Consider the following 13,681-nt stretch of genomic DNA (forward strand, 5'->3'; position numbering starts at 1 on the left):
CCGCTGAAATTCATGAATGGGCAATGAACTGCCATGAAAGCGCATGCGCTTCGTCAACTGCGGCAGCGGAATGTTGCGCCGAAGGGTTCGGATAAGGGTCTACCTTTTCCGTCTGGCTTGGAAATTACGTGCTTTGAGAGCAATATCACTTAAATGAACAAGATTTTTCGAAAACAGCAATTGACGCCCTATGAGGCCGATTATGCTCAGTGGTGCGCCGAGCAAGGCGCGCTGTTGCGCGAAGGTCGCCTCTCAGACCTCGATCGCGATAACCTGGCGGAGGAGATCGAGAGCTTGGGGCGGAGCGACAAAAGAGAAATTGCGAGTAGACTTGGCACCTTGCTCCTGCATTTGCTCAAATGGGAATTTCAGGCCGAAAGGCGCAAAGCTGGATGGTTGCTGACCATCCGCGAGCAGCGATTTCAGATCGAAGATCTGCTCGATGAAAGCCCTAGCTTGAAAGCCTATCCGGGACGGCGGCTCGGACGAGAATTCAAAATAGCGAGATTGAAGGCGGCGGACGAGACCGGCCTGAGGGAGGGCAATTTCCCCGCGGACTGTCCGTATTCGATCAGGGAAATTCTCGACCATGACTATTTTCCCGGCACGCCCTGGTCATCGGATCAGCTTATTCGCGAATAGCACCACGTGGTCCGCTAGAGCTTTTTCATAGCATCGAGAGCATTATTAGCTATCTATGGACCAGCAAATAGCCTCCGCCCACGACATTTTCCCGCATATTCGCATCGTCATGGGCATGGTGATCGGGCTTGGCGTCGCGCGCCTGCTGTCGGGGGTGGCGCGCATTGTCCAGCATCCCGGCCAATACCGGCTCTACACGGTGCATCTGGCCTGGGTCGCCTCGGTGCTGTTGATGCTGGTGCATTTCTGGTGGTGGGAGTTCGGCCTCTACACCATCGAAACATGGACCTTCGGCAAGTACCTGTTCATCATTTTCTACGCGATCACCCTGTTCCTGCTCTGCGCGCTGCTGTTTCCGGATTCGATGCTGGACTACACCAGCTACGAGGATTTCTTCTATTCGCGCCGCGCCTGGTTCTTCGGCCTGCTGGCGGCGACCTACCTGCTCGACGTGGTCGACACTTTGCTGAAGGGGCCTGAGCATTTCGCCCGCTTCGGCAGCGAGTATCTGTTCCGCACGCCGGTCTTCGTCGTGCTGTGCGTCGTCGCGATCCTGGTGCGCGACCGCCGGTTCCACATCGCCTTCGTCGCGGCGGCGCTGATCTACCAGATATCGTTCATCCTGCGGCTCTTCGACACGATCGTATGACGGCCGCGGATGCACTAGGCTGCTCGGGAAAGGCAGGGTTCAACGATGTACAAGGCCGTCGGATCGCGCGGATCCCGGGTCAGTCGCGTCCTCTGGATGCTGGAGGAACTCGGCCAGCCCTATGAGTTCGTCGAGGTCAAGCTGCGCTCGCCCGAAGCCTATGCGCTCAATCCGTCGGGCAAGGTGCCGATCCTCATAGACGGTGAATTGACGGTGACGGATTCGGCGGCGATCTGCGTCTATCTCGCCGACAAGCACGCCGATAAAGGTATGGGCGCCAATCCCGGTCTCGCTGGCCGCGCCGAAATGGATTCCTGGATGCATTTTGCCCAGAGCGAGTTCGAGGCGCCGCTGTGGAACAAATTGCGCCACCGTTTCCTCCTGCCCAGGGAGGTGCGGGTCGATGTCGGTCCTGCCGCGGCCTTTGACTTCGCCACGGAGGTCAAGGCGCTGGAGCGCCGGCTCGGCGACAAGCCGTTCGCGCTCGGCGACCGGTTTTCCGCCGTCGACGTGCTGCTCGGCGACATGGGCGGCTGGGCGCGTGCCGGCCGTTTCCCGATCGACTCCGAGCGCGTCAATAGCTATTTCGATCGCCTTCTGGCGCGGCCGGCCCGGACCCGGGCGCAAGCCAATGCATCGGCCCGAAAATCGGAATCGATTTTCGGAAAGCACGATGCATAGGTTCAAACGTGTTAGAGCGTCCTTTGCACGTCTAAGGGGACGCGCGGCGCTCTGATGGAGGTTCCATGAAATGAAGCTCAACCTCAACACCGACTTCACCAAATTCCCGCGCGCCGTCTCCGTATTGCCCGCCGGCACGGCCGCAACCACCGCGCCGTCCGGCCGTGCCGTTCTCGCCCATGACGAGCGGCATCTGCGCCGCCGCGCCATCGAACTTGCCGACGGCAGCAAGGTGCTGGTCGACCTGCCCGAGCCTGTCGCTCTGAACGATGGCGACCGGCTGGTGCTGGAGGATGGCGGCCATATCGAGATCATCGCGGCGCCCGAAGAGGTCTATGACATCCGCGCCCGCGACGCCGTGCATCTCGCCGAACTCGCCTGGCATATCGGCAACCGCCATCTCGCCGCCGGCATCGAGGCGCACCGTATCCTCATCCTGCGCGACCACGTCATCAAGGCGATGCTGGAGGGGCTAGGCGCCACGGTGCGCGACGTCTCCCAGCCGTTCAAGCCGGTGCGCGGCGCCTATTCCGGCGGGCATGATCACGGCCATGCGCATGCCCATGCCGAAGCGCACAGCCATAGCCATGGCGAAGCGCATTCACACAGCCATGCGCATTCGCACGACCATCACCATCACGATCATGATTGACCAGCCTTCGAACATCGCCCTGCTGCGGCTGATGGCTTGGCTGTCGCCGGCCTTTCCGGTCGGCGGCTTTGCCTACAGCCATGGCCTCGAGCGCGCGGTGCATGATGGGCTGGTGACCAATGCCGCCGGCCTTGCCGGCTGGCTGGAGACGCTGGTCGAGATGGGTTCGGGCTGGAACGATGCGGTGCTGTTCGCCGAGAGCTGGCGCCACGCCCGCGACGCAGGCGATCTCGACGACGTCGCTGCATTGGCCGAGGCGCTTGCCGGTTCGCGTGAACGCCATACCGAGTCCCTGCTGCAAGGCGCCGCCTTCCTCAAGGCGGCGGCCGCCTGGCCCAATCCGGCGCTGGAGCGCTTGCCGGCCGATTGCGCCTATTGCGTGGTCGTCGGAGCCGTGGCCGGCGGCAACGGCATCGCGCTTGAGGACGCGCTGTGCGCCTTCGCGCAGGCCTTTTTCTCCAACCTCGTCCAGGCGGCGATCAGGCTCGGTGTCGTCGGCCAGAAAGAGGCCACCACGCTGCTGGCGGGATTTGAGCCGCTGGCGCTCTCGACCGCTGCCCGCGCGTCCCGCTCGACACTGGACGATCTCGGCGGCTGCGCCTTCGTCTCCGACGTCATGGCCATGAAACACGAAGCCCAGTATTCGCGGCTGTTCCGTTCATGATCCTCCTCGCCTTCGTTCTCTCCTTCATCCTGCTGCTGATCACCGCCCTGCATGTCTACTGGGGCATTGGCGGCATCTGGCCGGGCAAGGATGCCGCGTCCTGCGCTCATGCCGTCGTCGGGTTTCGCGGCGTCGATGACATGCCGACGCCGTTCGCCAGCTTCGCCGTTGCGGCGTGCCTTTGCCTGGCGACGCTGTGGCCGCTGGCGCTCATCGGCTTCTTTGCCTCGCCCTTCCCGAGGGAAGGCCTCGCTGCCACGTCGATGTTGATCGGGCTGGTGTTCCTTGGGCGCGGCATCGCCGGCTTCACGCCCTGGTGGCGGCGGCTGGCGCCGCAACAGCCTTTCGCGCGGCTCGATGTCCGCTACTATTCGCCGCTCTGCCTGTTGATCGGGCTGGGCTTCGCGGTCCTTGCCATCACGGAGTTTCCGACATGACACAGCCCAACGGTCCCCTTCGCATCGGCATTGGCGGCCCCGTCGGCTCGGGCAAGACGACGCTCACCGAAAAGCTCTGCAAGGCGCTGCGCGACGAGTTCTCCATCGCCGTCGTCACCAACGACATCTACACAAGGGAAGATGCCATGATGCTGGCCCGGCTGCAGGCGCTGCCGGAGGAGCGCATCGTCGGCGTCGAGACCGGCGGCTGCCCGCACACCGCCATCCGTGAGGATGCTTCGATCAATCTGCAGGCGATCGCCGAGCTCAACCGCAAGTTTCCCGACCTCGACGTCATCTTCATCGAATCCGGTGGCGACAACCTTGCCGCCACCTTCTCGCCGGACCTTGCGGATCTCACGCTGTACGTCATCTCGGTCTGCCAGGGCGAAGAAATCCCGCGCAAAGGCGGCCCGGCGATCACGCGGTCCGATTTCCTGGTCATCAACAAAAGCGATCTTGCGCCCTATGTGAACGTCAATCTCGACGTCATGGAGAGCGACGCCGGCCGCATGCGCGGCAAGCGGCCGTTCGGCTTCACCGATCTTTCGCGCGGCAAGGGCCTGCGGGAGGTAATCGATTTCATCATCGAGCACGGCGGACTGCGAACCGTTGGCGCCGCAAGCACCGCGGCATAACTGGCCTTCTGCACCAAGCGAAAGCGGTTGCGGGCACCAGCGGCGCGCGGCATTCTGGGCCAAACCGGAGGATATTTTCGATGAGCATCGCCCGCCTGCAGAAGGAAACGCTCACCAACCTGCCCTTCTACGAAGAGCGCGTCGATCTCGCCTGCGCCTTCCGCTGGACGGCGCGGCTCAACATGCATGAGGCGGTGGCCAACCATTTCTCGCTGGCGGTCAACGACGACGGCACCAGGTTCCTGATGAACCCGAACCAGGTGCATTTCTCGCGCATCAAGGCGAGCGACCTGATCGAGATCGACGCCAACGACCCCGAGACGCTTTCCGGGCCGAATGCACCCGACCCCACCGCATGGGGCCTGCACGGCGCCGTCCATCGCAACGTGCCGCACGCGCGCTGCGTCATGCACGTCCATTCGATCCACGCCACCGTGCTGGCCTCGCTTGCCGACTCGACGCTGCCGCCGATCGACCAGAATTCGGCGATGTTCTTCAACCGTCACGTCGTCGACGCGCACTATGGCGGGCTGGCCTTCGAGGAAGAGGGCGAGCGCTGCTCGCAGCTTCTCGCCGACCCCAAGGTCAAGGTGATGGTGATGGGCAACCATGGCGTGCTGGTCATCGGCGACACCGTCGCCGACGCCTTCAACCGCATGTTCTATTTCGAGCGCGCCGCCGAGACTTACATCAAGGCGCTGTGGACCGGCCGGCCGCTGCGCACCCTGTCCGACGCGATCGCCGAGAAGGCGGCGAGCGAGATGGACGACTATCCCGGCCAGGCCGAACGTCATCTCGCCGAGTTGAAGGCGATCCTCGACGAGCAGGAGCCGGTGTACCGGAACTGAACGCTACAGTCCGAGCTGAGCCCGCAATTCCCCGGCGCTGTTGATGACAATGGCGCCGGGCGGTCCTTCCATCGGCTTTTCGGGCCAGAAGATCGTCTTCATTCCCGCTGCCAGGCCCGCCATGGCGCCCGGCCAGCTGTCGTCGACCGCGACGGCGTGCGCGGGATCGACGTCGGCCAGATAGGCGGCGCGAAGGAAAGGCTCTGGGTGCGGCTTGCCTTCCCGCACATCGTTGCGGCTGATCGTCTTCATGCCGGGGTAGGTCAGCCCGACCATATGCAGATTGGCGTCGACGATCATCCGATCCGAGTTTGAGACCACCGCCTGCTGCACCCCGAGCGCGCGCAACTCCTTGAAGACCTCGATGGCGCCTGGGCGCGGCTTCAGCCCCTCGACCAGCGGCAGGTAATGCTCATATTTGTGAACGATCCATTCGTCGAAGGGCAGTTGCAGCCCGAACTCGTCGCGCATCATTTCGTAGACCGGCCAGGCGGCGACGCCGAGCACGCGCTCATGCAGATCGGCCGGCGGCGTGAGGCCGGCATTGCGCATCGCTGCGATGAGGGCTGCCTCATGCAGCGGTTCGCTGTCGACCAGCGTCCCGTCCATGTCCCAGAAAACCGCCTTCGGTGTCATGCAGCGCTCCTTTTTTCGATCCCTTAAAGGGTTTGCGCCGCGAGATAAACCTTTGGCGGCCATTGAACATGCCTTCAGATGGAGAAACGGACCCGCGGCGCTTTCCCCGATAGGATGTCGGTGGAGAAATCACCGCTGGTTCGGCGCAAGCATTTGCTCTTTAGATTGACAATTGCGCAGGCGGTCATTCCCTGCGAAACTGATACGACCGCCTGATGATCGGCGGTTTCGGGAGGCAGGACGTGAATACCCGGCAGGATGGCGGCAGCAACAGGCTGGACGACGCGGCGCGCGCCGGCTGGCTCTATTATGTTGCCGGCAACACACAGGACCAGATCGCCGCTACGCTCGGCATATCGAGGCAGACGGCGCAGCGTCTGGTGTCGCTGGCGGTGTCGGAAGGCCTGATCAAGGTCCGCGTCGATCATCCGATCGCCAACTGCCTTGATCTCGCTGCACGGCTGAAATCGCGCTTCGCGCTCGACCTGGTCGAGGTGGTGCCGAGCGACCCCAATTCATCCTCCACGACCATCGGCATCGCCGAAGCGGCGGCCGCCGAGATCGAGCGGCGGCTGCGGTCGCCGACGCCGATCGTCATGGGCATCGGCACCGGACGGACGCTGAAGGCGGCGATCGAACAATTGCCGCCGATGGAATGCCCGCAGCACAAGGTGGTGTCCTTGACCGGCAACATCTCGCCGGACGGGTCCGCTGCCTTCTACAACGTCATCTTCACCATGGCGGACAGGGTCAAGGCGCGGTCTTTCCCGATGCCGCTGCCGGTCATCGCCTCTTCGCCGCAGGAGCGCGAGATGCTGCTCAACCAGCCGATGATCCAGCCGACACTGGTGCTTGCGGCGGAGGCCGACGTCACCTTCATCGGTATCGGCGACCTCGGCCCGAAGGCGCCGCTCTACGAGGATGGCTTCATTTCCGAAAGCGAACTGAAAGCCTTGCAGAAGGCCGGCGGCGTCGCTGAAATCGTCGGCTGGGTGTTCGACCGCGAGGGCCGCATGATCGACGGCATCACCAACGACCGGGTGTCGTCGGCGGCGCTGCCGTCGCGCGAGAAGTCGCTGGTGATCGCGCTCGCCATGGGCGAGCGCAAGCTGCCTGGCATTCTGGCCGCGGTCAACCGACGGCTGGTCAACGGGCTCATCACCGACGAGCGGACGGCGGCCGCCCTGCTGGCCAGTATCTGACGGCTTCGCGATAAAGCCAGCAAGGCTATTGATGCCGGCCGAAAGGGTCGTTGCCATCGAGGAAACCGAGGTCGCGCTGCAGATGCGGCGACAGGTCCCTGACGTCGAGATGCGCCCTTTTTCGGGTCGCGAACCAGCCGAACCCGTCCGCAAGCCACGAAATCCAGCGAGGATCGGGGGCGGGAGTGCATTTTTGCTGCGCCATGGTCATGATCGTCAACCTTCGTTATCCTAAACCCGAATGACGGGTTGAGGATGAATGTCGGCCTTGCCGGCCGCTTTTGCCAATCGAACGTCGATAACGATCCATAAGGAGGCTTTATGCCTGATCTCAGCGCGCCGCAGGTTTCGCAGCTGCCGCCGTTACAGGCGATCCGGGTGTTCGAGGCGGTGGCGCGGCATCTTTCCTTCACCAAGGCCGCCGGCGAACTCGCCATGACGCAAGCGGCGGTCAGCTATCAGATCAAGGTGCTGGAGGAGCGCGTCGGCGCTCCGCTGTTCCTGCGCCGGCCGCGGCAGATCGAACTGACCGAAGCCGGCCAGCGCCTGGCGCCGGCGGTCAGCGAGGCCTTTGCCATTCTTAGCCAAGCCTATGCCGCCGCGCGTGGCGGGGCGGACGGGTTGTTGTGCGTCACCACGGTGCTGACCTTTGCCTCGAACTGGCTGGCGCACCATCTGGGCGCATTCCAGATCGCGCATCCCTCCCTTGCCGTGCGGCTCGATACGTCGAGCCGGCTGACGGATTTCGCGCGCGAGGATGTCGACCTCGCCATCCGTTCGGGCGGCGGCAAATGGCCGGGGCTGGAAGCCCATAAGCTGCTCGACGCCGATTTTACGCCGATGCTGAGCCCGAAGCTCGCTGCGAGCATCGGCGGCATAAACGAACCGGCCGACCTGCTCAAGCTGCCGATCCTGGATCCCAGCGATATCTGGTGGACGCAATGGTTCGAGGCCGCCGGCGTGCACAGCCATGACCTTGCCAGGCGGCCCGGCAGCAGCATGGGCGCCCAGGCCTATGAAGCCAACGCGGCCATATCGGGCCACGGCGTGGCGATCCTGACCCGGGCGCTGTTCAAGGCCGAACTCGCCGACGGCCGGCTGATCCAGCCATTCGACCTGGTCGGCGACGACGGGCACGCCTACTGGCTGGTCTACCCCGAGGCGCGCCGCAACGTGCCCAAGATCCGCGCCTTCCGCGACTGGCTGCTGGCCGAGATCGCCTGCTGACCGGCACATAAGCTGACGTCGGACCGGGGCAACAAACGACATCCCGTTCGAGAGGCTTTGGCCCCGCCGCCTGGACTCCAGACGGCGGCAATCCGAGCCCTGTCGCCGAACCTCCGTCCCATTCGCCGGTCGTGTGCTGCGCTGCAGCATCGAATCCGGCTTGACATAATTAAGACTAAGTGAGTAATTGCTCACAGCCAAGGCAAATGCTCAACTTGGTTTATGGGAGGAATTTAATGAAACTTCGCACGCTCACCCTGGGCTTGTTGTCGGCCAGCACGCTTGCGTTCGCCGCACACGCCGAATCCATCACCATCGCCACCGTCAACAATGGCGATATGGTCCGCATGCAGAAGCTGACCGACGACTTCACCAAGGCTAACCCGGACATCCAGCTCAACTGGGTCACGCTCGAAGAGAACGTGCTGCGCGAGCGCGTCACCACCGACATCGCCACCAAGGGTGGCCAGTATGACGTGATGACCATCGGCACCTACGAGGTTCCGATCTGGGCCAAGCAGAGCTGGCTCCTGCCGCTCGACAAGCTCGGCGACGACTATGACGCCAAGGACATCATCCCGGCAATTGCCGGCGGCCTTTCGGTCGATGGCAAGCTCTATGCCGCGCCCTTCTACGGCGAGAGCTCCTTCGTCATGTACCGCAAGGACCTGATGGAGAAGGCTGGGCTGAAAATGCCCGACGCCCCGACCTGGGATTTCATCAAGCAGGCGGCCGACAAGATGACCGACCGCGCCAATGGCGTGAACGGCGTCTGCCTGCGCGGCAAGGCCGGCTGGGGCGAGAACATGGCCTTCCTGACCGCCATGTCGAACTCCTTCGGCGCCCGCTGGTTCGACGAGAACTGGAAGCCGCAGTTCGACCAGCCGGAATGGAAGAAGACGCTGCAGTTCTATGTCGACCTGATGAAGGCCGACGGTCCCGAGGGCGCCTCGTCCAACGGCTTCAACGAGAACCTGGCGCTCTTCCAGCAGGGCAAGTGCGGCATGTGGATCGACGCCACTGTCGCCGCCTCCTTCGTCTCCGACCCGAAGAACTCCACCGTCGCCGACAAGGTCGGCTATGCCCTGGCGCCGGATAATGGCTTGGGCAAGCGGGGCAACTGGCTGTGGGCGTGGTCGCTGGCGATCCCGGCCGGCACGCAGAAGGCCGACGCCGCCGAGAAGTTCGTGTCCTGGGCGACCAGCAAGCACTATGCCGAGCTCGTCGCGTCGAAGGAAGGCTGGGCAAACGTGCCTCCGGGCACGCGTTCCTCGCTCTACGCCAATCCCGAGTACCAGAAGGCGGCTCCGTTCGCCAAGATGACCCTGGACTCCATCAATGCCGCCGACCCGACGCATCCGACCGTCAAGCCGGTGCCTTATGTCGGCGTGCAGTTTGTCGCCATCCCTGAATTCCAGGGCCTTGGCACCACCGTCGGCCAGCTCTTCTCGGCGGCTCTTGCCGGCCAGTCGAGCGTCGACGATGCGCTGAAGCAGGCCCAGGACGCCTCCACCGCGGCGATGACCGAGGGCGGCTACATCAAGTAAGGCTCCTCCCGGTGCCGAACGCCGGTCACCTCCTCGACCGGCACCGGCCGCCCGAAACCCAGTTCGGGCGGCCGCCTTTCCAGAGCCTGTGAAAATTCAGCCTGATCCTTGAAGGGTGACCGTCATGGCTACTCAGCAGACCCGTTCGCTTGCCCGATTCATGATGGCGCCTTCCGTGGTGCTGCTGTTCGTCTGGATGATCGTGCCGCTGGTCATCACGATCTGGTTCTCCTTCCAGCAGTACAATCCGCTCAACCCGATGCGCGACGGGTTCGTCGGCTTATCCAATTACGCGCTGTTCTATTCCAATCCGGCCTTCCTGCAGTCGATCCTCAACACGCTTGTCCTGGTGGTCAGCGTGCTGCTGATCACGGTGATCGGCGGCATCCTGCTGGCGCTGCTCATCGATCAGCCGATGTGGGGACAAGGGATCGTGCGCATCCTCGTCATTTCGCCGTTCTTCGTCATGCCGCCGGTGGCCGCATTGGTGTGGAAGAACATGATCATGCACCCGCAATATGGCGTGTTCGCCGACATAGCGCGCTTCTTCGGGGCACAGCCGATCGACTGGTTCGGCCAGCATCCGATGACGGCGATTATCATCATCGTCGCCTGGCAATGGCTGCCATTCGCGACATTGATCCTCCTGACCGCGCTGCAGTCGCTCGACGGCGAGCAGAAGGAAGCCGCCGAGATGGACGGGGCCGGCTTCATCAGCCGCTTCATCTATCTGACGCTGCCGCACATGTCGCGGGCGATTACCGTGGTCATCCTGATCCAGACGATCTTCCTGCTCTCGGTCTATGCCGAGATCCTGGTCACCACCAATGGCGGCCCTGGATACGCCTCCACCAACCTGCCCTTCCTCGTCTACCAGAAGGCGTTGCTGGAATTCAAAATCGGCCAGGCATCCGCGGGCGGTGTGATCGCCGTCATTCTCGCCAACATCGTCGCCTTCTTCGCCATGCGCGCCGTCGGCAAGAACCTGGACAAGTAAGGGAGGATACGATGGCACGCTCAGTCACCACCCAGCACAAGACAATCGCGACAATTGCCGCCTGGACCGTCGCGCTGCTGATCTTCTTTCCGATCCTCTATACGATCATCACCTCGTTCAAGTCGGAACAGGAGGCAATCCAGGGCTTCAACCTGATCCCGTCCGGGACTTTCGAGAGCTATGCCGAGGTCCAGGCGCAGAGCGGTTACTTCAAGTTCTTCCTGAACTCGGTGCTGCTTTCTGTCGGCTCGACCATCCTGGCGCTGTTGGTCGCCATTCCGGCGGCATGGTCGATGGCGTTTTCGCCGACCAAGCGGACCAAGGACATATTGATGTGGATGCTGTCCACCAAGATGATGCCGGCAGTCGCCGTGCTGTTCCCGATCTACCTGATCTTCCGCAATCTCGGCCTGCTCGACTCGCGCATCGGCCTGATGATCATGCTGATGCTGATCAACCTGCCGATCGTGGTGTGGATGCTCTACACCTACTTCCGCGAAATCCCGGGCGAAATCCTGGAAGCCTCGCGTATGGACGGCGCATCCTTGTGGGGTGAAATCTGGTACGTGCTGACGCCGATGGCGGTGCCGGGCATTGCTTCGACCATGCTGCTCAACATCATCCTGGCCTGGAACGAGGCGTTCTGGACGATCCGGCTGACCACCACGGAAGCCGCCCCACTCACCGCCTTCATCAGCTCCTTCTCCAGCCCGCAAGGCCTGTTCTGGGCCAAGCTTTCGGCCGCCTCGACCCTCGCCATCGCGCCGATCCTGATCATGGGCTGGTTCAGCCAGAAGCAGCTGGTGCGCGGCCTGACATTTGGCGCGGTGAAGTGACGGAAATTGCCTGAAGCAATCGGCGAAAAACAGCCCTCGGGGAGGAAACCATGGGAAACATCACGCTCAAGAACGTCTCCAAGTCCTTTGGTTCGACGTCCATCATCCCCGGCCTCGACCTGGTGATCGAAAACGGCGAGTTCGTCGTCTTCGTCGGCCCGTCGGGTTGCGGCAAGTCCACGCTGCTCAGGCTGATCGCTGGCCTTGAGGACACCAGCGGCGGCACCATCAACATCGATGGCCGCGACGTCACCGGCGAGGCGCCGGCCAAGCGCAAGCTTGCCATGGTGTTCCAGTCCTACGCGCTCTACCCGCATATGACGGTGGCCAAGAACATCGCTTTCCCGCTGAAGATGGCGGGCGAGGACCAGGCGACCATCGACAGGAAGGTGAAGGACGCGGCGCGCGTGCTCAACCTTACCAACTACCTCGAACGCCGCCCCGGCCAGCTCTCCGGCGGCCAGCGCCAGCGCGTCGCCATCGGCCGCGCCATTGTGCGCCAGCCCTCGGCCTTCCTGTTCGACGAACCGCTGTCCAACCTCGACGCGGCACTGCGCGGCACCATGCGGCTGGAGATCAGCGAACTGCACCATCAGCTGAAAACCACGATGATCTACGTCACCCACGATCAGGTCGAGGCGATGACCATGGCTGACAAGATCGTCGTGCTCAACGCCGGCAATATCGAGCAGGTTGGCTCGCCGATGGAACTCTACAAGACGCCGAAGAACCTGTTCGTCGCCGGCTTCATCGGCTCGCCCAAGATGAACCTGATCGAAGGCGCGCCGGCTGGCAAATACACCGCCAAGACCATCGGCATCCGGCCCGAACATATGCAGATATCGACCACGGCGGGCGACTGGAAGGCGACGGTCGGCGTGGCCGAGCATCTGGGCTCCGACACGTTCCTGCACGTTCAAGCCGACGGCGTCGGGCCGCTGACGGTGCGCGCCGACGGCGAACTGGCGGTCCGCCATGGCGACACGATCTATCTCACCCCTGACAAGGCCAAGCTGCATCGCTTCGGCGCTGACGGCAAGGCGATGGCCCAGTGAGGGTGGGCCAGTGAGGGTGGGCCAGTGAGGATGGGCCGGTGAGGATGGGACAGTGAGGCTGCAAGGCAAATCGGCGCTGGTCACGGGATCGGCGCGAGGCATCGGCAGGGCTTTCGCCGAAGCCTATGTGCGCGAGGGCGCCACTGTCGCGATCGCCGATATCAACCTTGAAGCAGCGCAGAAGACGGCCGCCGCGATCGGCGACAACGCCTATGCCGTGAAACTCGACGTCACCGACCAGGCATCCATCGATGCGGCGGTGAAGGCGGTGGAGGACAAGGCGGGCGGTCTCGACATCCTGATCAACAACGCCGCTTTGTTCGACCTGGCCCCGATCGTGGAGATATCTCGGGCGAGCTATGAAAAGCTTTTCTCCGTCAATGTCGCGGGCACGCTGTTCATGCTGCAGGCAGCCGCCCGGTCGATGATCGCGCGGGGCAAGGGCGGCAGGATCATCAACATGGCAAGCCAGGCCGGGCGTCGCGGCGAGCCGCTGGTCGCGGTCTATTGCGCCACCAAGGCCGCGGTCATCTCGCTGACCCAGTCGGCCGGGCTCGATCTGATCAAGCACCGCATCAACGTCAACGGCATCGCGCCCGGCGTCGTCGACAGCGACATGTGGGACGAGGTCGATGCCTTGTTCGCCAAATACGAGAACCGGCCGAAGGGCGAGAAAAAGCGGCTGGTCGGCGAAGGCGTGCCTTACGGCCGCATGGGCAAGCCGGAAGACCTCGCCGGCATGGCCGTGTTCCTCGCCAGTGACGAGGCCGAATACATCGTCGCCCAGACCTACAATGTCGATGGCGGCCAATGGATGAGTTGAAAAGAACGATTTGAGGGGGACGGCGCCTCTTTCTTTCCTCCGGAGAAGGTGCCGCGGGGGCGGGTGAGGGGCCGCATGCTGGAACACCAGGTGCGGCCCCTCATCCTCGCCCTCCCGAAGGAGGCGAAACAGTCGGGCGGCAAATCG

Annotated in this window: 17 protein-coding genes; 15 read left to right on the top strand and 2 right to left on the bottom strand. The window is 63.2% G+C overall.

Annotation, left to right across the window (positions count from 1 at the left end):
- Positions 1-153: 153 nt before the first annotated feature.
- From LB516_RS24845 to LB516_RS24880, 8 genes are all read left to right on the top strand, one after another.
- On the top strand, positions 154-642 hold the full coding sequence (locus LB516_RS24845; RefSeq protein ID WP_140660193.1) for a DUF29 domain-containing protein: 489 nt from the start codon (positions 154-156) through the stop codon (positions 640-642).
- A gap of 55 nt (positions 643-697) precedes the next feature.
- Positions 698-1,291 (top strand): hypothetical protein, encoded by a 594-nt coding sequence (locus tag LB516_RS24850; RefSeq protein WP_140660192.1) that lies wholly within the window; start codon positions 698-700, stop codon positions 1,289-1,291.
- Positions 1,292-1,336: 45 nt separating this feature from the next.
- The gene (locus LB516_RS24855; RefSeq protein ID WP_140615321.1) at positions 1,337-1,972 is read left to right on the top strand and encodes a glutathione S-transferase family protein; all 636 of its coding nucleotides are present in this window, start codon (positions 1,337-1,339) and stop codon (positions 1,970-1,972) included.
- Between the two features lie 70 nt (positions 1,973-2,042).
- Positions 2,043-2,624, top strand: a complete 582-nt coding sequence (gene ureE, locus LB516_RS24860) for an urease accessory protein UreE (protein WP_224720527.1) — start codon at positions 2,043-2,045, stop codon at positions 2,622-2,624.
- Positions 2,617-3,288, top strand: coding sequence for an urease accessory protein UreF (locus LB516_RS24865; protein ID WP_224720569.1), 672 nt, complete (start codon positions 2,617-2,619; stop codon positions 3,286-3,288). Before ureE ends, LB516_RS24865 begins: the two co-directional genes overlap by 8 nt.
- A complete protein-coding gene (locus LB516_RS24870) occupies positions 3,285-3,725 on the top strand; it encodes a DUF3995 domain-containing protein (RefSeq protein ID WP_224720528.1) in 441 nt (146 codons plus the stop codon). Before LB516_RS24865 ends, LB516_RS24870 begins: the two co-directional genes overlap by 4 nt.
- The gene (gene ureG / locus LB516_RS24875) at positions 3,722-4,363 is read left to right on the top strand and encodes an urease accessory protein UreG (protein WP_224720529.1); all 642 of its coding nucleotides are present in this window, start codon (positions 3,722-3,724) and stop codon (positions 4,361-4,363) included. The genes LB516_RS24870 and ureG overlap by 4 nt, the downstream gene beginning before the upstream one ends.
- A gap of 80 nt (positions 4,364-4,443) precedes the next feature.
- Positions 4,444-5,211, top strand: a complete 768-nt coding sequence (locus tag LB516_RS24880) for a class II aldolase and adducin N-terminal domain-containing protein (protein ID WP_224720530.1) — start codon at positions 4,444-4,446, stop codon at positions 5,209-5,211.
- 3 nt (positions 5,212-5,214) lie between these two features.
- Here the strand turns inward: LB516_RS24880 and LB516_RS24885 are convergent, their stop codons facing one another.
- The gene (locus tag LB516_RS24885) at positions 5,215-5,847 is read right to left on the bottom strand and encodes an HAD family hydrolase (protein ID WP_224720531.1); all 633 of its coding nucleotides are present in this window, start codon (positions 5,845-5,847) and stop codon (positions 5,215-5,217) included.
- 242 nt (positions 5,848-6,089) lie between these two features.
- Here LB516_RS24885 and LB516_RS24890 point away from each other — a divergent pair, with 242 nt between their 5' ends.
- Positions 6,090-7,049 carry a sugar-binding transcriptional regulator gene (locus LB516_RS24890; protein WP_140615310.1) on the top strand — a complete coding sequence of 320 codons (960 nt, stop codon included), beginning with the start codon at positions 6,090-6,092 and terminating at the stop codon, positions 7,047-7,049.
- Between the two features lie 25 nt (positions 7,050-7,074).
- Here the strand turns inward: LB516_RS24890 and LB516_RS24895 are convergent, their stop codons facing one another.
- Positions 7,075-7,260: a hypothetical protein gene (locus tag LB516_RS24895; protein ID WP_224720570.1), complete on the bottom strand. Its 186-nt coding sequence runs from the start codon at positions 7,258-7,260 to the stop codon at positions 7,075-7,077.
- 110 nt (positions 7,261-7,370) lie between these two features.
- Between LB516_RS24895 and gcvA the strand changes: the two genes are divergently transcribed.
- From gcvA to LB516_RS24925, 6 genes are all read left to right on the top strand, one after another.
- The gene (gcvA, locus tag LB516_RS24900; protein WP_015314492.1) at positions 7,371-8,276 is read left to right on the top strand and encodes a transcriptional regulator GcvA; all 906 of its coding nucleotides are present in this window, start codon (positions 7,371-7,373) and stop codon (positions 8,274-8,276) included.
- Between the two features lie 236 nt (positions 8,277-8,512).
- Positions 8,513-9,823, top strand: a complete 1,311-nt coding sequence (locus tag LB516_RS24905) for an ABC transporter substrate-binding protein (protein WP_015314491.1) — start codon at positions 8,513-8,515, stop codon at positions 9,821-9,823.
- A 124-nt stretch (positions 9,824-9,947) separates the two neighbouring features.
- Positions 9,948-10,820, top strand: a complete 873-nt coding sequence (locus LB516_RS24910) for a carbohydrate ABC transporter permease (RefSeq protein ID WP_015314490.1) — start codon at positions 9,948-9,950, stop codon at positions 10,818-10,820.
- Between the two features lie 11 nt (positions 10,821-10,831).
- The gene (locus LB516_RS24915) at positions 10,832-11,656 is read left to right on the top strand and encodes a carbohydrate ABC transporter permease (RefSeq protein WP_015314489.1); all 825 of its coding nucleotides are present in this window, start codon (positions 10,832-10,834) and stop codon (positions 11,654-11,656) included.
- A gap of 50 nt (positions 11,657-11,706) precedes the next feature.
- Entirely contained in the window at positions 11,707-12,711 is a 1,005-nt protein-coding gene (locus tag LB516_RS24920; RefSeq protein ID WP_015314488.1) for an ABC transporter ATP-binding protein, read from the top strand.
- A gap of 52 nt (positions 12,712-12,763) precedes the next feature.
- Positions 12,764-13,534 carry an L-iditol 2-dehydrogenase gene (locus LB516_RS24925; protein WP_140660188.1) on the top strand — a complete coding sequence of 257 codons (771 nt, stop codon included), beginning with the start codon at positions 12,764-12,766 and terminating at the stop codon, positions 13,532-13,534.
- Positions 13,535-13,681: the final 147 nt, after the last annotated feature.

Origin of the sequence: Mesorhizobium sp. CO1-1-7 (genome assembly GCF_020164885.1) — a bacterium.
Classification (GTDB): Bacteria; Pseudomonadota; Alphaproteobacteria; order Rhizobiales; family Rhizobiaceae; genus Mesorhizobium; species Mesorhizobium australicum.

Coding starts and splice junctions, on each gene's coding strand:
- LB516_RS24845 (WP_140660193.1), top strand. CDS start 154: ATGAACAAGATTTTTCGAAAACAGCAATTGACGCCCTATGAGGCCGAT.
- LB516_RS24850 (WP_140660192.1), top strand. CDS start 698: ATGGACCAGCAAATAGCCTCCGCCCACGACATTTTCCCGCATATTCGC.
- LB516_RS24855 (WP_140615321.1), top strand. CDS start 1,337: ATGTACAAGGCCGTCGGATCGCGCGGATCCCGGGTCAGTCGCGTCCTC.
- ureE (WP_224720527.1), top strand. CDS start 2,043: ATGAAGCTCAACCTCAACACCGACTTCACCAAATTCCCGCGCGCCGTC.
- LB516_RS24865 (WP_224720569.1), top strand. CDS start 2,617: ATGATTGACCAGCCTTCGAACATCGCCCTGCTGCGGCTGATGGCTTGG.
- LB516_RS24870 (WP_224720528.1), top strand. CDS start 3,285: ATGATCCTCCTCGCCTTCGTTCTCTCCTTCATCCTGCTGCTGATCACC.
- ureG (WP_224720529.1), top strand. CDS start 3,722: ATGACACAGCCCAACGGTCCCCTTCGCATCGGCATTGGCGGCCCCGTC.
- LB516_RS24880 (WP_224720530.1), top strand. CDS start 4,444: ATGAGCATCGCCCGCCTGCAGAAGGAAACGCTCACCAACCTGCCCTTC.
- LB516_RS24885 (WP_224720531.1), bottom strand. CDS start 5,847: ATGACACCGAAGGCGGTTTTCTGGGACATGGACGGGACGCTGGTCGAC.
- LB516_RS24895 (WP_224720570.1), bottom strand. CDS start 7,260: ATGACCATGGCGCAGCAAAAATGCACTCCCGCCCCCGATCCTCGCTGG.
- gcvA (WP_015314492.1), top strand. CDS start 7,371: ATGCCTGATCTCAGCGCGCCGCAGGTTTCGCAGCTGCCGCCGTTACAG.
- LB516_RS24905 (WP_015314491.1), top strand. CDS start 8,513: ATGAAACTTCGCACGCTCACCCTGGGCTTGTTGTCGGCCAGCACGCTT.
- LB516_RS24910 (WP_015314490.1), top strand. CDS start 9,948: ATGGCTACTCAGCAGACCCGTTCGCTTGCCCGATTCATGATGGCGCCT.
- LB516_RS24915 (WP_015314489.1), top strand. CDS start 10,832: ATGGCACGCTCAGTCACCACCCAGCACAAGACAATCGCGACAATTGCC.
- LB516_RS24920 (WP_015314488.1), top strand. CDS start 11,707: ATGGGAAACATCACGCTCAAGAACGTCTCCAAGTCCTTTGGTTCGACG.